Source organism: Alistipes montrealensis, from assembly GCF_018362775.1.
GTDB classification, from domain to species: Bacteria; Bacteroidota; Bacteroidia; order Bacteroidales; family Rikenellaceae; genus Alistipes; species Alistipes montrealensis.
Map to the genome: position 1 here is coordinate 395,573 of NZ_JAGYXY010000002.1, position 23,964 is coordinate 419,536.

The window sequence follows — 23,964 nt, forward strand, 5'->3', positions numbered from 1 at the left end:
GAAATTAGTAATACTGTATTCGTTTTATGGCAAAAGAGTTCAAACGCTACCTCGTAACATCGGCACTCCCCTATGCGAACGGTCCGGTACATATCGGCCACCTGGCGGGAGTTTACATACCTTCGGATATTTATACCCGTTACCTGCGGCTCAGGGGACGCGACGTGATTTCGGTCTGTGGATCGGACGAGCACGGCGTGCCCATTACGATCAAGGCCCGCAAAGAGGGTGTAACGCCCCAGCAGATCGTGGACCGTTACCATGCGCTGATCAAGAAATCGTTCGAGGGGCTGGGAATGTCGTTCGATATTTATTCGCGCACTTCGTCGAAGACCCATGCCGAAACCGCGTCGGCGTTTTTCCGCAAACTCTACGACGAGGGTAAATTCATCGAAAGGACTTCGTTGCAGTATTACGACGAGGAGGCGCAGACTTTCCTGGCCGACCGTTATATCGTGGGAACCTGTCCGAAATGCGGGAATGACCGTGCTTACGGCGACCAGTGCGAGAAGTGCGGTTCTACCCTCTCGCCCGACGAGTTGATCGATCCGCACAGTGCCGTGTCGGGTTCCGTGCCTGTAAAGCGTGAAACGAAGCATTGGTATCTGCCGTTGGATCAGTATGAAGGATTCCTGCGCGAGTGGATTCTGGACGGACACAAGGAGTGGAAAACAAATGTTTACGGGCAGTGTAAGAGCTGGCTTGACGGTGGTTTGCAGCCGCGTGCCGTAAGTCGCGACCTCGATTGGGGCATTCCGGTTCCGGTGGAAGGCGCCGAAGGTAAGGTGCTCTATGTCTGGTTCGACGCTCCGATCGGTTATATATCTGCTACAAAAGACCTTACGCCAGACTGGGAGCGTTATTGGAAGTCGGAGGACACCAAGATGGTTCATTTTATCGGTAAGGATAACATTGTCTTCCATTGTATCGTCTTCCCGTCGATGCTCAAGGCGCACGGTGACTATATCCTGCCGGAAAACGTTCCTGCCAATGAATTCCTGAACCTTGAAGGCGACAAGATTTCGACTTCGCGCAACTGGGCCGTGTGGCTGCACGAATACCTCGAAGAGTTCCCCGGTAAAGAGGATGTGCTGCGTTATGTATTATGTGCCAACGCTCCCGAAACGAAAGATAACGACTTTACGTGGAAGGATTTCCAGGCGCGTAATAACAACGAGTTGGTTGCCGTACTGGGTAATTTTGTGAATCGTGCATTGGTGTTGACGCAGAAGTATTATGGCGGCAAGGTTCCGGCATGCGGCAGCCTGACAGATTATGACCGCCAATCCATTGCGGAAGTGGTCGCCGTAAAGGCTTCGCTCGAGGGGAATATCGAGAATTACCATTTCCGCGAAGCTCTGAAAGACGCCATGAATATTGCGCGTATCGGGAATAAATACCTGGCCGATACCGAACCGTGGAAGGTGATCAAGACCGATCCGGCCCGGGTGGAGACGATTTTGAATGTGGCTTTGCAGATCACGGCCAATACGGCGATTGCCATCGAACCCTTTATGCCGTTTTCTGCGAAGAAAATTCTTCGGATGCTGGCTGTCGATAAGTTCGGTTGGGAACGTCTGGGGGCAATGGATTTGATTCCGGCCGGGCATATGATCGGAGAACCTGCCCTGCTGTTTGAAAAGATCGAGGACGATGTGATTCAGGCGCAGTTGGATAAACTTGCGGCGACCAAAGCAGCCAATGAAGCGGCTGAATCATCGCAAAGTATTGAACCTCAAAAAGATACGATTCAGTTCGATGATTTCCAGAAAATGGATATTCGTGTTTCGACGATTCTGGCTGCAGAAAAAATTGCCAAAACGAAGAAATTGTTGAAACTGACGATCGATACGGGTATTGACAAGCGCGAAATTGTTTCGGGTATCGCCGAACATTTTACTCCTGAAGAACTCGTAGGACAACAAGTGCTTGTGTTGGTAAATCTTGCTCCGCGCGAACTGAAAGGCATCCTTTCGAACGGTATGATTCTGATGGCGGAAGATGCTTCTGGAAAATTGCGTTTGTTGCAACCCGGAGAAAAGACCAATAACGGTGCTGTTGTCGGTTAAAAATAAATTTTTGGTAAATCTTTTAAACGAATAAGATATGGAAAATACAGATTGGAGCGCAATAGGCTTCGACTATCGTAAAACCGATTTTAATGTCCGCTACTCCTATGCCGATGGCAAATGGAGCGACATGGTGGTTACGGATGACGAGTATATCCAGATGCACATGTCGGCTTCGTGCCTGCACTATGGCATCGAACTCTTCGAAGGGCTTAAGGCTTTCCGTGGTATCGATGGTAAAGTACGCCTTTTCCGAGTTGCTGATAATGCCCGGCGTCTCCAATCGTCGGCAAAAAGATTGTGTTTGCCCGTTCCTTCGATTGAAATGATTGTCGATGCCTGTATCGAAGTCGTTAAGCGGAACGAACGTTTTATTCCTCCCTATGGTACGGGCGCTTCGCTCTACCTGCGTCCCGTTATGTTCGGAACGACAGTCGGACTGGGTGTGAAGCCCGCCAAGGAAGCCCTGCTGATCGTTTATTGTTCGCCCGTGGGTGCTTACTTTAAAGGCGGTGTCAAGCCGATCCGGGTCGCTATCGACCGTGAACAGGACCGTGCTGCTCCACGTGGAACAGGAGACGTGAAGGTCGGAGGTAACTATGCGGCCAGCCTTTTGTCGGGCGAAAAAGGCCACGAAATGGGTTATTCGAATATCATGTACCTCGACGCTGCCGAGCATAAATATATCGAAGAGTGTGGAGCTGCCAATTTCTTCGGTATTAAGGAAGGTAAGTATATTACTCCGAAATCCCCGTCCGTACTGCCTTCCATTACCAATATGAGCCTTCGCCAGATTGCCCGCGATATGGGATTGACGGTTGAAGAACGTCATATTCCGGTTGAAGAATTGGATTCGTTCGAAGAGTGCGGAGCCTGTGGAACGGCTGCTGTGATCTCCCCTATCGGTTATATTTATGACATGCAGACCGAAAAATCATATAATTACGGTGAGGAAGTCGGTAAAAACTGTATGGAACTTTATACTCGTTTGCAGGATATTCAGTATGGTCGCGCAGAAGACGCCCATAACTGGTGTACGATTGTATTGTAAAAAGTTGTTTTATGCAAAAGAAAAGACCATCTCACAAGATGGTCTTTTCTTTTGTTCTATGTGGAACTATTTGGATTTGTCGGGGATTTGTTCCACGTGGAACGTTTTATCGCCCGAATTTAATTAGCAATACATTTACGTCCGCCGGTGAAACACCGGGAACCCGTGACGCTTGTCCGATCGTTTCCGGTCGGATGCGGGATAGTTTCTGGCGGGCTTCGATTGTGAGTGCATTCATTGAATAAAAATCAAAATTGGCAGGAATACGAATGTTTTCGAGTCGGTGTAACTTCTCTGCAATGAATTTTTCGCGTTCTATATATCCTTTATACTTGATTTGTATCTCTGCTTCTTCGATTACTTCCGGGCCTATTTCGTTCGAGACAATGAATTTTCGTAATTTGGGCAGGACTCCTTGCAGTGAATCGAATGTTACATTGTTACGCATCAGGATGTCGTAAAGCTTTCTCCCTTGTGTTAAAGGGTCTGAATTTATCGATTTTAAATAGTCGTTAATTTCGGCTGCTTTGATGCTCTGCTCGCGGGTGAATGAAATAAGCGATTCTACAAGCGTGTTTTTTTTGATAAAATGGTCATATCTTTTTTGCGTAATAAGTCCGATTTGATAACCTAATGGTGTCAAACGGATGTCGGCATTGTCTTGTCGGAGCAGAATGCGGTATTCTGCCCGGGAGGTGAACATGCGGTAAGGTTCGTCGACACCTTTGGTCACCAGGTCGTCGATCAGTACGCCGATGTAAGCTTCGTCGCGCTTCAGTACGACGGCCTTCTCCCCTTTCAGTGCCCGGTGGGCATTGATGCCGGCCATCAGGCCTTGTGCCGCTGCCTCTTCATACCCCGTCGTGCCGTTGACCTGTCCGGCGAAGTAAAGTCCCGAAACCAATTTTGTTTCGAGTGAATGATGCAACTGGGTGGGTGGAAAATAGTCGTATTCGATGGCGTATCCGGGGCGGAAAATGTGCAAATCTTCGAATCCGCGGATTTTGTGCAGGGCTTTCCACTGAACTTCCCAGGGTAATGAAGACGAAAAACCGTTCAGATAATATTCGTTGGTCGTGTTTCCTTCGGGTTCGAGGAAGAGTTGGTGCTGCTCTTTGTCGGCAAAGGTGCGGAGTTTATCCTCGATCGACGGACAGTAGCGCGGACCGATGCCGCAGATGGTTCCGTTGAAGAGCGGCGACTGGTCGAATCCGGTGCGAAGGATATTGTGAACTTCAGTCGAGGTATAGACCAAAAAGCAGGGTAATTGCTTTTTGACAGGCTGTGTTTCAGGTGAAAAGGAGAATTTGGCGGGGTTCTCGTCTCCGTATTGCGGTTCGAGAATTTCGAAGTCGATGGTACGGGCGTCGAGGCGCGCCGGGGTTCCGGTCTTCATGCGCCCGGTTTCGAATCCTACGGCCCGGAGGCACTCCGTGATTCCGTGCGAAGCGGCGTCCCCTGCCCTGCCGCCCTCGGCGTGCGAGGCCCCGCAGTGCATCAGTCCGCTGAGGAACGTGCCGGATGTGAGTATGACTTTCCGGCACGAAAATTCGACTCCCATGCGGGTTCGAACGCCCCGGACTACGGGTTTTCCAGGGGCGGAAGCGCTTCCTTTTCCGCTGTCGGGATTGGTGTCCGGAGTCGTGTCGAACAGCAGTTCGGTCGCTGTATCCTGCCAGATATAGAGGTTCCAGGTGTTCTCGAGCGTGTGGCGCCACTCCTCCGAAAAGCGCGTTTTGTCGCACTGGGCCCGGGGACTCCACATGGCTGCACCTTTTGACCGGTTGAGCATCCGGAACTGGATGGTCGTGAGGTCGGTAATACGGCCCATTTGTCCGCCAATGGCGTCTATCTCTCTGACAATCTGCCCTTTAGCAACTCCGCCTACTGCCGGGTTGCACGACATGGCAGCCATCTTGGCCATGTCCATCGTGAGCAGCAACGTGCGGGAGCCCAGGCGTGCAGCTGCCGAAGCGGCTTCGCATCCGGCGTGTCCGCCGCCGATGACGATGATGTCGTAGTCGAGTGTCATCGGTTTACATCCCAGAATTTCAGGTACTTATCTTCTTTTCGGTGCATTTGCGCGTTGGTGCGGGGTGTCTTGTCTCCCTGTCCGCAAAGGTGCAATACCCCGTGGACCACTACCCTGCGCATCTCCTGCAAAGCCGATGCGCCGTACTGGCGGGCGTTGTCGGCCACGGTCTCGATGTCGATGAAGATGTCGCCCGAGACGATGCGGGCCTCCTTGCGGTCGCTGTAATCGAATGTAATGACATCGGTGAAGTAGTCGTGCCCGAGGTACTGGCGGTTCATCTCCAGCAACCGCTGCGCCGAGCAGAAAATGTAGGCGACATCGCCGAGCGTATAACCCTCCCCTTCGGCCACTTCGCGCAGCCATTGCGCCGTGAGACGCTTTTGAGGGAGTTTATAGCTGCAATCGTCGGTAAAGTATCTGACAGCCATTTTCGTTGTTGTTATGTCGTGTCTGTCCCGGGGGTGTCCGGCGCAGGGGCGGACGTTGCCGGCCGCCGGGCGGAACCGCAGGAGACGGCAGTTTTATTTCTTGAAACAGTCCTCCGCCCGCATCTTCTGCCCGGGATTGGGCGGATAGATGCCGAAGACGAGTTTGTACTCCGTTTCCATCGTCATCACGTTGACCGCCGAACCGATGGTTCCGAGTTGTGCGTTCTTTGCCACTTTCTGGCCCTTTTCGACGCAGATCGTCCCCATGTTGGCATAGGAGGTTATATATTCGCCGTGAGCGACGTAAACGTCGTATTTGTTGGTTATGCGGTTGCGCTTCACGTCGACGACCTTGCCGTCGTAGATCGAGATGACATGCGCCCCCTTCGGGCCGGAGATCTCGGCCATGTTCTCCTTGTAGCGTTTCACACGGCCGGCCGTTACCGGAAGGCGCAGTCCCGAGGTCTTCGTCGAGAACGACGCTCCTTCGGTGTTGCCCTTGGTGAGCTTGCGCAGTTCGCTGATCGCCACATCCAATTGCTGTTCCTGCGAGAGTTTGCGCTGGAGGGCGGTCTTCTCTTTCTGCGACATCGAGCGGATGCTGGCCTTGGCATTGCGGGCGTCGCGCTGGAGCTTCTCGCGCTGCGCCGAGAGTTTCTGCGTCACCGAGTCGAGCGACCGTTTGCGGCGGTCGAGCGCCTCCTTTTCGATGCGGACCTGCACGGTCAGGGCTTCGATGTCGCGGAGTTTGCGTTCGCGCAGCGAGGCGACTTCGCGCAGGGCGGTAATCTTGCGAGCCACGTCGGTAAAGTCGCGCGACGAGAAGAGGAATGTCAGGTAATTGTTGTGTTTGTAGTTGCGGTAGGCTTCACGCACCATTTCGCCGTACTGCGCCCGGTCGCGTCCGAGCGTTGCCGAGAGGTTGCCGGCCACGCTGTCCGTGCGGGCGATCTCCTCGCGCAGCAGGCGCGCCTGCTTTTCGGTCTCGTCGAGCAGTTGGTTGCGCGAATCGATCTGCCGCGCCAGGCGCCTCACCCGCTCTTCGGTGGCCGTGCGGCCCTGCTGGAGCTTCGAAATCTCCTTTTCTTCGTTGGCGATCCGCTTTTCGAGGGCCGCGATGACGCGTTTCTGCTCTTCGATGCGGTTGTCGGTGGTTTGTTGGGCCACGGCGGCGAAAGCGAAGAACAGGAACGCAAGGGTCAGTGTCCGGAGCGGTCTCATGGGCGGGTTATTCTTGGGGTTTGGGGCTTTTGGCGGGTTGTTTGAGCCGCATTTCGATCTGCTGGGCATCGTATTCCTTTTCGAGCGCCCGCCGCCAGTAGATTTCAGCCATGAACTGCTCGCCCAGTTCGTGCAGGATATCGCCGTAGTGAACCATCAGTTCGGGGCTTTTCTGTCCGTCGAGCGCAACGGCTTTCTGCAGGACCTTCTTGGCCTCGTCCAGGCGCCCCAGTTTGAAGAGCACCCAGCCGTGGGTGTCGAGGTAGGTCGGGTTGTTGTCGGTGAGCGCCACCACGCGGCTCGACATCGTCAGCGCGCGTTCCAGGTCGCGTTCTTCGAGCGAAAGGAAATAGGCGTAGTTGTTGAGTACCACCGGGTTGTCCTTCCAGTAGCCCAGGCTGCGGTCGTAAGCCTTGTAGCACTCTTTCATGTCCTTGCGGTAGGAGCCCGATTTGGCCGACTGCGCTATGCGGGTTTCGTCCCATTCGGGCGCCCCGGCGATGGCTTTCTGATGCCAGGCGTCGCCGATCATGCCCCAGATACTGCCTTTCAGCGAATCCGTATCGGCGAAACGCAGCGACTCCTTGTAGGCTTTGACTGCCTTGTCGTACTGCTTCGCATAGCTCATCACATGCCCTTTCGAGATGTGGAAATCGACCTTTCCGGGGAAAAGTTCCAGGGCGCGGGTGACGTATTTTTCCACCGAGTCCGGGTGCTGGAGGTAGCTTTCGATGTCGATGACCGTCCGGAAATAATCCTCCACGGGTGGCTCGTCGGCGAGGTGGTTCTTGTAGAGCGCGAGCGCCTGTTCCAGTTCGCCCGAGGCGATCAGGTGGCGGGCGTAAAGCTCTACGACGCGTTTGTCGTCGGGGTAACGGATGGCCAGCGTCGAGGCCAGGTCGTTCAGTTGGAAGTAATATTCGCGGTAGAAGCGCGTGTCGGAGGTGAACTGCCCGAAGCGTTTGATCTTGGTTTCGAGCGGCAGGTCGTCGGAGCGGAATAACTGCCGTGTGACGGCCAGCAGCGACCGGTAATCCTGTCGTTCGGCGTGGAAATCGGCCAATGCCATCAGTGTCTGTACGTTCGTGGAGTCGATCGCCAGTGCACGGGCATATTCGGCGCGGGCCAGCGAATCTTTCTTGGCAATGGCATAGAGGTCGCCCAGGACCACGTGGTGCTGTACTTCGTAGGGTGCGTCGTCGACCATCGCCCGGGCTTCGACCAAGGCTTTGTCGATCTGGTTCGTAGCCACCAGCAGGCGCCGTTTCATGACGCTGAGCAAAGGGATACGCCCGAAGCGCAATTCCGCCGAATCGAGCGTCACGAGGGCCATGAACGGATTCTGTTTCTGTTCGTAGAGGGCTGCCAGGATGCGGTAGTTGTCGGGGTCCTTCGGATTGTCGGTCTGCAGGCGGCGGTAGACTTTCAGCGCGTCGTCGTAACGCCCGGCGTAGATGAGCGCCTGCCCGTAGAACTGGTGATACCACTTGTTGGTCGTGTCGAGCCGGAAGGCCGTTCGGGCCAGCTCCACGGCCTCGTCCGGCGAGGCGTACATGCCGTTCGCCGCGAGTTCGTAATAGGCCGGGGCGTAGGTCGAATCGCTGCGGATGGCTTCGTGGAACAACTCCCGGGCCCGTACCGAATCGCGGGCGATGGTGTTCTGCTTGATGCCCTCGGTGTAGAGCCACACGCTGCGCAGCGAATCGGGGTATTCGGGCGCTGCCGAAGGACCCTTCCCGGTGACGAATGCCGTGGAGAAGAGCAGGAGGCAGAAAACCGTTGTCGCTGTCAGGCGTTTCATGGGCAGATGCGGGTTTAGAGCGCTTCGTCGAACTGGTGGAGGAACCGCACGTCGTTTTCGAAATAGAGACGCAGGTCCTTCACGCCGTATTTGAGCATGGCGATGCGCTCAATACCCATGCCGAAGGCGAATCCGGAATATTTTTCGGGGTCGATGTTGTTTGCTTTCAGTACGTTCGGGTCCACCATGCCGCAGCCCATGATCTCGAGCCATCCCGTGCCTTTGCAGACCGGGCATCCCTTGCCGCCGCAGAGGTTGCACGATACGTCGACCTCGGCCGAAGGTTCGGTGAAGGGGAAATAGGAGGGGCGCATGCGGATCACGGCCTGCTCGCCGAAGACCTCCTTGGCGAAGTAGAGCAGCGACTGCTTCATGTCGGCGAACGAGACGCCTTCGTCGATGTAGAGGCCCTCGATCTGGTGGAAAATGCAGTGTGCACGGTAGGAGATGGCTTCGTTGCGGAAGACGCGGCCCGGGCAGATAACGCGGATGGGCGGTTTCTGGCGCTCCATCGTGCGGACCTGGATCGACGAAGTGTGCGTACGCAGCAGGATGTCGGGGTCCTTCTCGATGAAGAACGTGTCCTGCATGTCGCGCGCCGGGTGCTCGGGCGGGAAGTTCAGGGCCGAGAAAACATGCCAGTCGTCCTCTATTTCCGGACCGTCGGCCACGGTATAGCCCAGCCGCGAAAAGACCTCGACGATCTGGTTCTTCACCAGCGAAATCGGGTGGCGCGAACCGAGGTGCTCGGCCGAACCGGGACGCGTCAGGTCGCCCGACGACGAGGCGTTGTCGGCGGCGGCGTTCTGCAACTGCTCGCGCAGCGCATTGATGCGCTCCGTGGCCTCGTTTTTGAGGCGGTTGAGTTGCTGCCCCATTTCGCGCTTGAGTTCGGGGGCTACGGTTTTGAACTCCTCCATCAAGGCGGTCAGCTCGCCTTTCTTGCCGAGGATTTTGATGCGGAATTCCTCGATTTCGGCGGCAGCTTTCGGTCGAAACTCCTCGACACGTCGCAGGAGTTCATTGATTTTGTCGGTCATATTTTGATAGTATTTCTTTTTTGTCTACTTTTGAAGGACATCATAGTAACGTGCAAAGTTATAAAAAAATTGAGATATGTTGCGTAAAATCGGCTCATTTGTCGGGATGCTGCTGCTGGCCGTACTCCCTGCCGCGGCCCAGAAGGTAGGGGTCGTGATGAGCGGCGGCGGCGCAAAAGGACTCTATCACATCGGCGTCCTGGAGGCGCTCGAAGAGAACGGCGTGCCGATCGATTATGTGGCCGGGACCTCGATGGGCTCGATTATCGCTGCGATGTACGCCGCGGGCTACTCTCCGGCGGAAATGCGCGATATCGTCAACTCGGGCGTGGTCAAGGAGTGGGTTTCAGGACGTATCGACCCCAGCAAGTACATGGCTTATTACCGGCAGGTGGGGAGCAATCCCGCATTCCTGAGCCTGCGGATCGATGTCGAGAATCCCTCCGGCAAACGGTTGCGCGTGCCCCGGAACCTGATCTCCTCGACGCAGATCGACATGGCCCTGACGGAGTTGTTCGCACCGGCGACAGCGGCTTCGGACGGCGATTTCGACCGCCTGATGGTTCCCTTCCTTTGCGTGGCCAGCGACCTGAACCATCGCGAACCGGTGGTGATGCGCGACGGCGACCTGAGCGAGGCCGTCCGTTCGTCGATGTCCATTCCGCTGGTTTTCAAACCGATGGTGAAGGACTCGATGCTGCTCTACGACGGCGGCATTTACGACAACTTTCCGTGGAAACCCCTCGACGCCGATTTCAATCCCGACCTGATCGTCGGTTCGATCTGCACCGAAGGCAACACCCCGCCCAGCGAGAAGAGCAACATCATGGACCAGGCTTTCATGCTGGCCATGCACGATACCGACTACACGCTGCCTGAGGACCGCAGTGTTACGATCCGCCGCGCCGTGGGGGTCAACATGCTCGACTTCGACCAGGCCGGGGCGATTATGGATGCGGGCTACGAGGATGCGATGGCGGCCATGCCGCAGCTGCTGGAAAAGGTCTCCGAACGCCGCGATTCGGCCTATTATGCCGAGCGCCGCGAGGCGTTCCGCGCCAAGTGCCCGCCGTTGGTCTTCGACGATTACAAACTCGAAGGGCTGAAACGGGCCCAGCGGGCCTATATCCGTGATTTCGTGCAGGTGGACCGTCGCACGCCGGGCATCCAGCGGCCGATGGATTTCTCCGAATTGCGGGACAATATCTACGAGGTGCTTGCGGGCGGCGACTTCACGATGGATTTTCCCACCGTGCGTTACGACTCGGTCCGGAAACGTTATTCGTTCGAGGCCAAGTTCGGTACGCGGCCCAACTTCAAGATCACCATCGGCGGAAATATCTCCTCGACGGCCTTCAACCAGGCGTATATCGGTGTCAACTACAAGACCATTGGCCGTGTGGCGCAGCAGTTGGGCGCCGACCTCTACCTGGGACCTATCTATACCTGGGGAATGATCGGGGGACGGACGGATTTCTATGCCTGGAAACCGATTTTCCTCGACTATTCCTACAACTTTGCCGTCCGGAATTTCCGCCACGGCTATTTCGGAAACGTTACGAAAGTCCGTAACGCCGAGCAGGTCAAGAACAGCGAAAGCTTCTTTTCGGCAGGTGTCGGCATTCCGCTGACCCACCGCAGTGTCTTTGCGCTGCGCCTCAACGGCGGGCACGTCAACTACCGCTACGATTCGGAGATGCTGTTCGCCGACGACACCGACCATTCGCGCTTTTCGTTCTTCGGCGTCAGGGCCGGACTGGCGCGCAATACGCTCGATAAGTTTCTCTATCCCCGGCGGGGCTCCGAGCTGCACCTTTCGGCCATCTATGTCGCCGGACGCGACAAGTATGAGCCGTACGATGCGGATAAGTTCATCGTACGTCAGACCCGCCAGTGGGTCGGGGCGCGTTTTACGTGGGACAAATTTTTCGACATGCCGGGCTGCCATTGGTTCTCGTTCGGCCTGAACGTTGACGCCGTCTTGACCAACCATCCGGAGTTCCGCACCGAGTCGTCGACGCTGATGTCGATGCCGGATTACGCCCCCATACCCCACGCGAGGATGGTTTACATGCCCGATTACCGGGCCAAACGCTTCGTCGCGGGCGGACTGATGCCGACCTTCGATTTGATGTCCAACTTCTTCTTCCGGACGGGTTTCTACGCCATGTACCGCGAAAAACGGGATTTCAATCCGCTGGGCGAGCCCGACCGGCGCCTGCACTACATCGCCGAGGCGTCGCTGGTCTACCACACCCCGATCGGCCCGGTGAGCCTCGCGCTGACGAAGTACGACCTGAAAAACTGGCGGAACATGTACCTGACTTTCAATTTCGGGTATGCGATTTTCGCTCCGAAAGGAACGTTTTACTAGCGCTTCCAATCTGCTTGCGAATTGGGCGGCACGCTGCACGGAGGAGGGCTTTTTCCCTCTTCGGCGGCGGCCTGTCACAGTCCATCATGTTAATCCACAGCACACTCGAAGTCCGGGTTTTTCAGAAGGGCACGGATGAAGATTTTCAAAAAAATGCTTGTATGTGATCTTTTTTTTGCTTAATTTTGCTTATTCGGCTTATAATGGAGCATGAAAATGCTTTTGAAAACAATTTGACCAATAACCCAAACGAAAGGAAATGAAATTGTTTCACTGTCGGCTGTTTGATTATTGCCATTCGGTTGCGATGCACGATGTGCATGGTGCGAATGGTGAAATTCCCCCCCCCTCAGCGACGGTAGCTTAGCGAGCAATTTTTTAACAGACATATTGTTATACCGTGTATATATTGCCTTTCCGGCAATGTGTACACGGTTTTTTTGTGTCCTATTCCGACCTCGAACCTGATTCGATCAAACCCTAAAACCATACATTATGACTTTAAATCTACGAAAATTATTGAGTTGTATTTTAGGATCGGCCCTGTTGCTGACCGGTCCCGGATGTAGCGGCGGTGAAAAAGGCATCGACGATCCCGGCAATCCCGAGAATCCGGGTAGCGGATACGAGGATATCAAGGTGGTGGACGGCAAGGTCCGGTTCTATCTGCTCGAGTCGGAAAACGCCGCCCGTAAGTCGATGGGTATCGGCGAACGGGCGTGGAGCAAATCGACCGTCTCGGTCAACGGGAAATCCTATCCGGTCGCGACCGACGAAAGCGGACGCAACTACATAGAAGCCAGCGCGTCGAGTTCGGGAACGTACAACGCCATCCTGACGACTCCGGGTTCTTCGGGCTGGTATGGCACGTCGGCCTATGCCGATGTGAAACTGCCCTATTCGCAGTTCTGGGCCACTACGGCCGCGTCGTTGCAGTCATATCCCATGTACGGCTCCTACACCAAGGAGAACGGCAACAAGATGGTATTCGAGGACGCCTTCGCCGTGCTGGACCTGGCGCTGACCGGTTCGGCCAGAATATCTTCGGTGAAGGTGAGCAGCCCTGCGGCGGACATCGTGGCCGGATTTGCCAATTTCCTGCCGTCGCAGGGGCAGTTTAAGATGACCGGAGGCGTCGGTTTCGCCGTGCTCAACTGTACCGACAACGGCAACTGCGTCCCGCTGAGCAGCAGTACGCCCAAGCACTTTTACATCATGCTGGCCCCGGGCGATTACTCGTCGGGATTGAAAATCACCGTGTCCGATTCGGAACACCGTTCCATGAAACATACCTTGTCGCCGGCGCAGCTCGTAGCGGGCAAAGCCACGACCGTAGCGCTGAAATACGCTCCCGACGCCGACCTCGTGTTCTCCGAAAGTTTCGATAATTTCGTGTGGGGCGGCAATATCATGGCCGGCCAGGAATCGACGGGATATGCGCCGACGGCCGAAACCATCACCGCCAGTACGGGAACGGACCGGAATGGCTATGCGGACTCTTTCGAAAAGGTATCCTACAACAATCCGGGTTCTGCTTTCATCCAGTCGAATACCTGGGACGAAATCAGCGGCAAGACGGTCGGCACGTCGCATCTGATGTCCGATACGTATGTCGCCAGCCGCAATATCGGCGATTACACCTATATGTTCCGCTGCCAGGAGTATCAGGGCTTCCTCGCCTGCGGCGCGGGCAACACGGGACGCGGTATTTTCCAGACCGCGGCTTTGCAGGCCATCGACGGCATCAGCTCCGTCAAGGTTTCGTTCGATTTCTGCTACCAGTACGGGTCGACGGACCTGCTGGTGTTCCAGGTGGTGAACGGCGGCATGATCGCCTCGGCCGCCGTCGACGGAAAGGAGATACCTCTGACGGCCGAAAACTCGGGCTATGCGAGCGCTGCGGGGAAATACATCGTCGAAAAGAAGCACGTTACGCTTCCGTCGGGCGAGTCGGCGGCCAAGGAGTGGCACCGGGTGGAGGTCGTCGTAAACAATGCGACCGACGGCACGATGCTCTACTGGGGCGGCAACGATACCGGCAGCGGCGTCCACGGCTTCTATCTCGACAACATCGAGGTCCGCTCGCTCGGCGAAATGGGACGGGGCGCCGACAACCTGCGCGTTCTCTACTGGAATATCCAGAACGGCATGTGGTCCGACCAGGGGAACAATTACAGCAATTTCGTCGCGTGGGTGAAAAAATACGATCCCGACGTTTGCATCTGGTGTGAGTCGGCGTCCATTTACAAGAACAACACGAATACCGGAGCGCCGGAGTCTGAAAGGTTCCTGCCGGCCGGGTGGGCCGCACTGGCTGCACGCTACGGTCATTCGTATACGGCCGTCGGCGGCCACCGCGACAACTATCCGCAGACCGTTACGTCGAAATATCCGATCGAAACGCTGTTGAAGATAACCGATTCGGACCAGGCGGGCAAACCCATATCCCACGGCGCCGGCATCCAGCAGATCACCGTGAAGGGGCGTAAGATCAACCTCGTGACGCTTCACACGTGGCCGCAGGCCTATGCATACGGAGTTACCGGCGCGGCGAACCAGGAAGCGAGCGCAGCAAAGAACGAGGGCGACAAGTACCGCGAGTTCGAGATCAAGTATATCTGTGCGAAGACGGTCAACGATCCGGCGTACGCCGCCCAGCAGGACTGGCTAATGATGGGCGATTTCAACTCCCGTTCCCGCCTCGACAACTGGTACTACGGTTATCCCGCCAACGATACCCGCCTGCTGGTCCACAACCACATCCTGGACAATACCGATCTGGTGGATATCATCGCCGAGCGCAATCCGGGCTGTTTCGTATCGTCGACCTACGGCAATGCGCGTATCGATTATATCTATGCGTCGCCCTCGATGTACGACCGGATCGTGAACGCGCTGATCGTCGTCGACAAGTGGACGACGGCGACCAAAAGCCCGTATGTATCCAATTTTTACGACCCCTCGGACCACCGTCCGATACTGGTCGATTTCGAACTGAAATGATCGTCCGCCGCAGAATACCCGACTTAGTAAACATACAACCAATCGTTAACCTTTTTACTTATGAGAAAAACAATTTTGACGGAGAGTTTCGTCCGTTTTTCACGGAGATTGATCGGCATCGCGCTCCTGGCGGCGGTAACGGGCATCGCATCGTGTGAAACGCATTCGAACTCTGATCGCAACGAGTCGATCGCAGTCTATGCGGACCCGACCGGGAAGGAGCCTATCGACGCCGCTTACGTCGACGTGCGGGGCGGGCTTGCCCGAATTTACGTGGATTCCAACATCGATTTCGCTGCATCGTGGCAGGACGACGCGACGACGCCTTGGGTTTCGCTCCTGCCGTATTACACGGTGGATCCCCAGACGGGCCGCAGTATGGTGACCATGAATGTCCAGCGCCGCAGCAAGACATCCAGTTACTATACGCGCCGTACGGNTTGTTATACCGTGTATATATTGCCTTTCCGGCAATGTGTACACGGTTTTTTTGTGTCCTATTCCGACCTCGAACCTGATTCGATCAAACCCTAAAACCATACATTATGACTTTAAATCTACGAAAATTATTGAGTTGTATTTTAGGATCGGCCCTGTTGCTGACCGGTCCCGGATGTAGCGGCGGTGAAAAAGGCATCGACGATCCCGGCAATCCCGAGAATCCGGGTAGCGGATACGAGGATATCAAGGTGGTGGACGGCAAGGTCCGGTTCTATCTGCTCGAGTCGGAAAACGCCGCCCGTAAGTCGATGGGTATCGGCGAACGGGCGTGGAGCAAATCGACCGTCTCGGTCAACGGGAAATCCTATCCGGTCGCGACCGACGAAAGCGGACGCAACTACATAGAAGCCAGCGCGTCGAGTTCGGGAACGTACAACGCCATCCTGACGACTCCGGGTTCTTCGGGCTGGTATGGCACGTCGGCCTATGCCGATGTGAAACTGCCCTATTCGCAGTTCTGGGCCACTACGGCCGCGTCGTTGCAGTCATATCCCATGTACGGCTCCTACACCAAGGAGAACGGCAACAAGATGGTATTCGAGGACGCCTTCGCCGTGCTGGACCTGGCGCTGACCGGTTCGGCCAGAATATCTTCGGTGAAGGTGAGCAGCCCTGCGGCGGACATCGTGGCCGGATTTGCCAATTTCCTGCCGTCGCAGGGGCAGTTTAAGATGACCGGAGGCGTCGGTTTCGCCGTGCTCAACTGTACCGACAACGGCAACTGCGTCCCGCTGAGCAGCAGTACGCCCAAGCACTTTTACATCATGCTGGCCCCGGGCGATTACTCGTCGGGATTGAAAATCACCGTGTCCGATTCGGAACACCGTTCCATGAAACATACCTTGTCGCCGGCGCAGCTCGTAGCGGGCAAAGCCACGACCGTAGCGCTGAAATACGCTCCCGACGCCGACCTCGTGTTCTCCGAAAGTTTCGATAATTTCGTGTGGGGCGGCAATATCATGGCCGGCCAGGAATCGACGGGATATGCGCCGACGGCCGAAACCATCACCGCCAGTACGGGAACGGACCGGAATGGCTATGCGGACTCTTTCGAAAAGGTATCCTACAACAATCCGGGTTCTGCTTTCATCCAGTCGAATACCTGGGACGAAATCAGCGGCAAGACGGTCGGCACGTCGCATCTGATGTCCGATACGTATGTCGCCAGCCGCAATATCGGCGATTACACCTATATGTTCCGCTGCCAGGAGTATCAGGGCTTCCTCGCCTGCGGCGCGGGCAACACGGGACGCGGTATTTTCCAGACCGCGGCTTTGCAGGCCATCGACGGCATCAGCTCCGTCAAGGTTTCGTTCGATTTCTGCTACCAGTACGGGTCGACGGACCTGCTGGTGTTCCAGGTGGTGAACGGCGGCATGATCGCCTCGGCCGCCGTCGACGGAAAGGAGATACCTCTGACGGCCGAAAACTCGGGCTATGCGAGCGCTGCGGGGAAATACATCGTCGAAAAGAAGCACGTTACGCTTCCGTCGGGCGAGTCGGCGGCCAAGGAGTGGCACCGGGTGGAGGTCGTCGTAAACAATGCGACCGACGGCACGATGCTCTACTGGGGCGGCAACGATACCGGCAGCGGCGTCCACGGCTTCTATCTCGACAACATCGAGGTCCGCTCGCTCGGCGAAATGGGACGGGGCGCCGACAACCTGCGCGTTCTCTACTGGAATATCCAGAACGGCATGTGGTCCGACCAGGGGAACAATTACAGCAATTTCGTCGCGTGGGTGAAAAAATACGATCCCGACGTTTGCATCTGGTGTGAGTCGGCGTCCATTTACAAGAACAACACGAATACCGGAGCGCCGGAGTCTGAAAGGTTCCTGCCGGCCGGGTGGGCCGCACTGGCTGCACGCTACGGTCATTCGTATACGGCCGTCGGCGGCCACCGCGACAACTATCCGCAGACCGTTACGTCGAAATATCCGATCGAAACGCTGTTGAAGATAACCGATTCGGACCAGGCGGGCAAACCCATATCCCACGGCGCCGGCATCCAGCAGATCACCGTGAAGGGGCGTAAGATCAACCTCGTGACGCTTCACACGTGGCCGCAGGCCTATGCATACGGAGTTACCGGCGCGGCGAACCAGGAAGCGAGCGCAGCAAAGAACGAGGGCGACAAGTACCGCGAGTTCGAGATCAAGTATATCTGTGCGAAGACGGTCAACGATCCGGCGTACGCCGCCCAGCAGGACTGGCTAATGATGGGCGATTTCAACTCCCGTTCCCGCCTCGACAACTGGTACTACGGTTATCCCGCCAACGATACCCGCCTGCTGGTCCACAACCACATCCTGGACAATACCGATCTGGTGGATATCATCGCCGAGCGCAATCCGGGCTGTTTCGTATCGTCGACCTACGGCAATGCGCGTATCGATTATATCTATGCGTCGCCCTCGATGTACGACCGGATCGTGAACGCGCTGATCGTCGTCGACAAGTGGACGACGGCGACCAAAAGCCCGTATGTATCCAATTTTTACGACCCCTCGGACCACCGTCCGATACTGGTCGATTTCGAACTGAAATGATCGTCCGCCGCAGAATACCCGACTTAGTAAACATACAACCAATCGTTAACCTTTTTACTTATGAGAAAAACAATTTTGACGGAGAGTTTCGTCCGTTTTTCACGGAGATTGATCGGCATCGCGCTCCTGGCGGCGGTAACGGGCATCGCATCGTGTGAAACGCATTCGAACTCTGATCGCAACGAGTCGATCGCAGTCTATGCGGACCCGACCGGGAAGGAGCCTATCGACGCCGCTTACGTCGACGTGCGGGGCGGGCTTGCCCGAATTTACGTGGATTCCAACATCGATTTCGCTGCATCGTGGCAGGACGACGCGACGACGCCTTGGGTTTCGCTCCTGCCGTATTACACGGTGGATCCCCAGACGGGCCGCAGTATGGTGACCATGAATGTCCAGCGCCGCAGCAAGACATCCAGTTACTATACGCGCCGTACGGGCATGCTGATTCTGGCGGCTACCGACGGCGGATTGAATTACAACCGCATCCTTCCGGTTCACCAGGGCTCCACGGCCCGTGTGAGCAACGATTTTTCGTCCATGAAATACGGAAAGGAGGACCCCCGCTTTACCGACAGCGAGACTTCGATCGACAATTGGACGACGGCCCAGAAGAATTACGGCTTTTCGTCCACGAAGATCGAAGGGGAGGCCGTCACCCACTGCTACGGCAAGAACGGTTACCTGAAACTGGGCGACGACAAGGGACACGGCGCCGACCTGATTTCGCCCTACACCAACACGCTCCGGAGCGACTCGATGCTCATGGTTTCGTTCAGGGCCGTGGCGTATACCGACTACTATACCGGAATCAAAGACGATAACAAGATCAGGGTCGAGGTGCTCGACGGCGGCGTGATTGCCGATTTTGCCGACTCCGAAAAGACTTCGATCGATCTCGAAACCGCCTACTACGATCCCAAAAGCGATGAATTTCCCGAAAACATGTGGGAGGGAAGCGATTTTCTGATCTTCGTGGTCAGCACAAAGGCCAACCCGATTACGGTCAATACGCGGATTCGCATCACTTGCGGTTCGCTTACGCAGCCTTCGGCGACCAACAGCCGTATTTTCCTCGATAACTTTTATATCCGCCGCCTGGAAGTGGACGGGCAGGACTATTTTGCCCAGAACAACGGCAGCGGCAAGGATATTATTCTCGGGGCGCCTTTCGAGGAGTAGCAAGCATGGAAATGGAATAAGTCGTTTTACCTAAAAAAGCCTAAAATGAATAAATTTTTTCAAATAATGAGAGCATCCGTCCGAGTGATGTCGCTGGTGGCGGTAGTGATACTGCTTGCGGCATATGCGGGACCGGCAACGGCTCAGCAGCAGGCCCGTACGGTCAGCGGAACCGTTGTCGATTCGGATGGCAGTCCGCTGACAGGAGCCACGGTGGTGCTGTCCACCGGTAAACAGGGTACGATCGTCGATGCGAAAGGCAAATTCACCATCAAGGCCCAGCCTTCCGATTCGCTGCACATCTCCTATATCGGCTACAAACCGCAGACGTTGAGCGTCGGTGCGCGGACGAATTTCATCATCCAGATGGAGAAGGACTCGTCCACCGACATCGACGAGATCGTGGTTATCGGTTACGGTCAGGTCGCCAAGAAGGACCTGACGGGTTCGGTCGCCACGGTCAAGATGAACGATATCAAGGACGTGCCCGTGCTTTCGGTCGACAACGCCTTGCAGGGCCGCATCGCCGGCGCCGATTTCATGTCGACCACGGGTGAGCCGGGCGCCACCACGACCATCCGTATCCGCGGTACGCGTTCGATCAACGCCTCGAACGAGCCGCTGATCGTCGTCGACGGCGTGATGGACGCCATCCACGACCTGAACGACATCAACTCCGACGATATCGCGGCGATCTCGGTTCTGAAAGACGCCTCGTCGACGGCGATCTACGGTTCGCGCGGCGCCAACGGCGTTATCCTGATCACGACCAAGCGGGGACTCGGTTCCAAAGGCAAGACGAACATCACGTTCAAGACCGACCTCGGTTTCTCCCAGCTGCCCCGCCGGCTCGATATCATGAATGCGTCCGAGTTCGCGCAGTACCGTAACGACTACGCCTATTTCGGCGGCGATGCCAACCACCCCGATGTAGGCAGCGATACGCCGCTTTCCGGTTCGGTGTATCCCGACCCGCTGTCGCTGGGAGAGGGAACGGACTGGATCAAGGAGATTACCCGTACGGCCGTTTACTCGAACTACGCCCTCTCGCTTTCGGGGACCAACGATAAGTCGTCCTATTACGCTTCGTTCTCCTACAACGACACCCAGGGTATCATCCAGGACAGCGGACAGCAGCGTTTCACGGGGCGTATCAACCTCGAACGCCAGTTGTTCAAGTGGCTGAAGGTCGGCTATACGGGTTCGTATACCTGGCGGCATAACGACCAGAACAAAGCCACGATCGGCGGTACGGCCTGGTACAGCGGTGCGCAGTACCTCTCGCCGATGCTCAAACCGAACGATTCTTACAACCCTCTGTACTACAATGGACAGAAGGTGAATACCCCTCGTGCGCTGATCGACCAGAACACCTATTACCTCGAACGCCATTCGAACAACCATGCCTTCTCGCTCAAACTGGAGCCGGTGAAGAATTTCACGATCAACAGTACTTTCTCGTATTATCTCTATCAGCGCCATACCTACCGGTACTACCCGGGAACCCTGCCCAAAAAGGGTGAAAACGAGGGCGGCGAGGCCTACCGTGCCGACTGGGATGAAAATTCGTTCTCGTGGGAGACCACGGCGGGATACAAATTCGAGAAGAACGACCACGCGTTCGACGTTCTCGGCGGTTTCTCGGCCTACCGGTTCGCTTCGCACGATTTCAACCTGTCCGGCAGCGGGTACATGGACGACGCCATCATGTGGAACAACATGAATGCGGTCCTGGACAAGGAGACCTATTCGGCCGGTACGTCCTATTCGAAGAAGACCAAGATGTCGGCCTATGCGCGTCTGAATTACAACTGGAAATCGCGTTATTACCTGACCGTGACGGGACGTTATGACGGCGCTTCGAACTTTGCGGCCAATAACAAGTGGGCCTTCTTCCCGTCGGCCGCCGTCAAATGGAATCTGGCCAACGAGAATTTCCTGAAGGACTGCCGGTGGATCGACGACCTGTCGATTCGTATGAGCGCCGGCCTGACCGGTAACGACGCTATCAGCACCTACCGTTCGCTGGCCACGCTTTCATCGACGACGGGCGGCTACCTGTTCGCCGGATCGCAGCCCGTCGCATTTTACCGCAGCCGCCTCGATTCGCCGGACCTGACGTGGGAAAAAACCGCCGCATACAACATCGCACTCGACTGGTCGATGTTCAAGGGCCGTCTGAATATCACGGCAGAGGCGTACAAGTCCAAAACGACCGACCTGCTGATGTCGCTGGCCGTTGCGAGCCAGACCGGTTACACCTCCCGCTGGACCAATATCGGTTCGACTTCGAACAAGGGTATCGAACTTTCGATCGAGAGCCAGAATATCGTCCGCCCGAAGTTCCACTGGTCGACGACGCTGACCATGTCGCACAACGACCAGATGGTAGACGATATCGGCTCCGAGGATTTCATCTCGGCCTACAACTCGCCGGGTAACAACCCCTACATGATGTATGGTTACGTCAAGGGTTATCCGCTCAACTCGCTCTGGGGATTCAAGTACGGAGGAACGTGGAAAAACGCCGAGGAACGGACGGAAAACAACATTACGAAAACCTATGTGAGCCCGTCCAACACCGACGGCGGTCCGCGCTATTACGACATCAACCACGACGGCGTGATGTCCAAGGAGGACCTGATCTACCAGGGCAACGCCGATCCGTATCTCTACGGAGGTTTGCAGAATACGTTCTACATCCACGGCCTGAAGGTGGGAGTCTATTTCGCCTACTCGCTCGGCGGTAAGATTTACAACTATTCGGAAATTTACATGGCGGGGTCCCAGTTCTCGAACCAGTACCGCTACATGCTCGATGCGTGGCATCCCGTCCGCAACCCGGATTCGAATATTCCGCGTGCCGGAGCCAAGAGCGACGCTGCCCTGCCGAGCGATTTCATGATCCACGACGCGTCGTATCTCCGACTGAAGAACATCACGCTTTCGTACACGTTCGACCTGAGGAAGAAATGTTCGTGGGTGAAGGACCTGACGGTGAGCGTTTCGGGCGAAAACCTCTACCTGTGGAAGAAGTACAACGGCTTCGACCCCGACGTTTCCAGCGAGGGTACGTCGTCGACGCTGCGCCGTATGGACCTGGGTGCATATCCCAAACCCCGTACCATCATATTCAGCCTTCAGTTGAGATACTAAATTTAACAGCATAAAGACGATGAAAACCAAACATATAATCTTTGCGGTTGCCGGTGCGGTGCTCCTTTCGTTTCAGTCGTGTTCGCTGAACGAGGATACGTCCGGAATTTCCAGCCCCGATGACTTTTTCCGTAAATTCTCGGAATGCCAGTCGGTTGTAAACGGTTGCTATATCCCGATCAAGTCGATCTATAACTACACCTACATGATCGCCACGGAGTGTGTCACCGACATTGCATACTGCCCCTCGGGTACGCTCGACGCCAGCCTGGACATCTCTCCCTCCGTGCCGCGCCTCGGCTCGACCGTCTGGACACAGGGCTATCTCGGCGTGCAGCGCTGTAATTTCGCCGTCAACGGCATCGAACGCGCTTTCCAGAACGAAGTTCTCAGCGAGCAGCAGTACTATCAGTTGCTCTGCGAGGCCAAGACCCTGCGTGCGTTCTTTTATTGGACGCTGACCAGTTTCTTCGGCGACGTGCCGTTCTACTTCGACGACGTTACGGATAACGAAGTTCTGAACCGGATTCAGGTGCTGCCGCGCATGGATGCCGGCAAAACCCGCGACAAGGTCATCGAGGACCTGTTGTCGATCGCTCCCCTCGCCGCCCAGACCCGTACTTACGACAACGAGGCCAATCGTCTGGGAGCGGCCTGCGCCTATATGCTCGTCGCCAAGATGGCCATGTGGAACAAGGAGTGGGATATCGCCCTGGACGCCCTGGAGAACATCGAAACGATCTACGGTTCGCTGTCGCAGTACAACTATGCGGAGAACATCCTGTTCCGGAACAAGAACACGCCCGAATCCATCATGGAGATTCAGCATGTTTATACCCAGGGCGGCCTGACCTATACGTCCAATGTGGCCTGCATCTGCCAGCCCTATCCGCGTGCGGCCAATTCGGCCATTTACGACGGTGTCGAGATTCCCGAACTCGGCGACCAGGCGACCGTTTGGGCCGCCATGCGTCCGAACGTCTACTTCTGCCAGGGCCTCCAGTCCAAAATGGGCAAGGATATCCGCGCCAAGTACAACATGGCCTGGGGCTACGAGGATAAGACGTTCAACAACACGAATACCCGTCCGTGGTGCGGACCGAAGTTCTGGTGTCCGAACATGCAGGCTTCGGCCGACGGCAACAATTACAAGGTGTTCCGTTATGCCGATGCCCTGCTCATGATGGCCGAATGCTATTTCTACAAGGAAAACTACGAGAAGGCGGTCGAATACCTCGACATGACCCGTACGCGCGCCGGTCTGGCCAACTACACCTACCGCACTCCCGCGCGTCTCGAAGAGGAGATCCGCAACGAGCGGGCCCGGGAACTCTTCGGCGAGTTCCAGCGCAAGTACGACCTGGTCCGCTGGGGCATTTGGTACGAAGCGGTGACGGATAATAGCGATTACGGCTATTTGCAGCTCAACACGGCGAACAGCCGCATCAAACCGTGCCACCGTTACTATCCGATTCCCGATACGGAGGTTACCTATTCGAAGAATAATCTCGATAACAATGAATACAAGGCCTACGGCTTGTAATAATCCGA

General features: G+C 55.9%; 13 protein-coding genes. 8 read left to right on the plus strand and 5 right to left on the minus strand.

The window, feature by feature from the left end:
- The first annotated feature begins 26 nt into the window (after positions 1–26).
- Entirely contained in the window at positions 27–2,069 is a 2,043-nt protein-coding gene (gene metG / locus KG007_RS04825) for a methionine--tRNA ligase (RefSeq protein WP_213347553.1), read from the plus strand.
- A 37-nt stretch (positions 2,070–2,106) separates the two neighbouring features.
- Positions 2,107–3,120, plus strand: coding sequence for a branched-chain amino acid aminotransferase (locus tag KG007_RS04830; RefSeq protein ID WP_213347554.1), 1,014 nt, complete (start codon positions 2,107–2,109; stop codon positions 3,118–3,120).
- A gap of 106 nt (positions 3,121–3,226) precedes the next feature.
- Here the strand turns inward: KG007_RS04830 and mnmG are convergent, their stop codons facing one another.
- From mnmG to pheS, 5 genes are all read right to left on the minus strand, one after another.
- Positions 3,227–5,152 (minus strand): tRNA uridine-5-carboxymethylaminomethyl(34) synthesis enzyme MnmG, encoded by a 1,926-nt coding sequence (mnmG, locus tag KG007_RS04835; protein ID WP_195459277.1) that lies wholly within the window; start codon positions 5,150–5,152, stop codon positions 3,227–3,229.
- Positions 5,149–5,583 (minus strand): rRNA maturation RNase YbeY, encoded by a 435-nt coding sequence (gene ybeY / locus KG007_RS04840; protein ID WP_213347555.1) that lies wholly within the window; start codon positions 5,581–5,583, stop codon positions 5,149–5,151. The genes mnmG and ybeY overlap by 4 nt, the downstream gene beginning before the upstream one ends.
- A gap of 93 nt (positions 5,584–5,676) precedes the next feature.
- Complete coding sequence (locus KG007_RS04845; RefSeq protein WP_213347556.1) at positions 5,677–6,804, minus strand: murein hydrolase activator EnvC family protein; 1,128 nt, start codon at positions 6,802–6,804, stop codon at positions 5,677–5,679.
- A gap of 7 nt (positions 6,805–6,811) precedes the next feature.
- Positions 6,812–8,605: a tetratricopeptide repeat protein gene (locus KG007_RS04850; RefSeq protein WP_213347557.1), complete on the minus strand. Its 1,794-nt coding sequence runs from the start codon at positions 8,603–8,605 to the stop codon at positions 6,812–6,814.
- 14 nt (positions 8,606–8,619) lie between these two features.
- Positions 8,620–9,645: a phenylalanine--tRNA ligase subunit alpha gene (gene pheS / locus KG007_RS04855; protein ID WP_195459263.1), complete on the minus strand. Its 1,026-nt coding sequence runs from the start codon at positions 9,643–9,645 to the stop codon at positions 8,620–8,622.
- Positions 9,646–9,721: 76 nt separating this feature from the next.
- On the opposite strand from pheS, the gene KG007_RS04860 reads away from it, so the two are divergent.
- The 6 genes from KG007_RS04860 (at position 9,722) to KG007_RS04885 (ending at position 23,956) form a co-directional block, all read left to right on the plus strand.
- Positions 9,722–12,019 (plus strand): patatin-like phospholipase family protein, encoded by a 2,298-nt coding sequence (locus KG007_RS04860; protein ID WP_213347558.1) that lies wholly within the window; start codon positions 9,722–9,724, stop codon positions 12,017–12,019.
- Between the two features lie 495 nt (positions 12,020–12,514).
- Positions 12,515–15,022 (plus strand): exonuclease/endonuclease/phosphatase family protein, encoded by a 2,508-nt coding sequence (locus tag KG007_RS04865; protein ID WP_249413242.1) that lies wholly within the window; start codon positions 12,515–12,517, stop codon positions 15,020–15,022.
- Positions 15,023–15,567: 545 nt separating this feature from the next.
- Complete coding sequence (locus tag KG007_RS04870) at positions 15,568–18,075, plus strand: exonuclease/endonuclease/phosphatase family protein (RefSeq protein ID WP_249413242.1); 2,508 nt, start codon at positions 15,568–15,570, stop codon at positions 18,073–18,075.
- Between the two features lie 60 nt (positions 18,076–18,135).
- Positions 18,136–19,257 carry a hypothetical protein gene (locus KG007_RS04875; protein ID WP_213347559.1) on the plus strand — a complete coding sequence of 374 codons (1,122 nt, stop codon included), beginning with the start codon at positions 18,136–18,138 and terminating at the stop codon, positions 19,255–19,257.
- Positions 19,258–19,344: 87 nt separating this feature from the next.
- On the plus strand, positions 19,345–22,413 hold the full coding sequence (locus KG007_RS04880; RefSeq protein ID WP_213347722.1) for a SusC/RagA family TonB-linked outer membrane protein: 3,069 nt from the start codon (positions 19,345–19,347) through the stop codon (positions 22,411–22,413).
- Between the two features lie 19 nt (positions 22,414–22,432).
- Positions 22,433–23,956, plus strand: a complete 1,524-nt coding sequence (locus tag KG007_RS04885) for a RagB/SusD family nutrient uptake outer membrane protein (protein WP_195459252.1) — start codon at positions 22,433–22,435, stop codon at positions 23,954–23,956.
- The last annotated feature ends 8 nt before the right edge of the window (positions 23,957–23,964 follow it).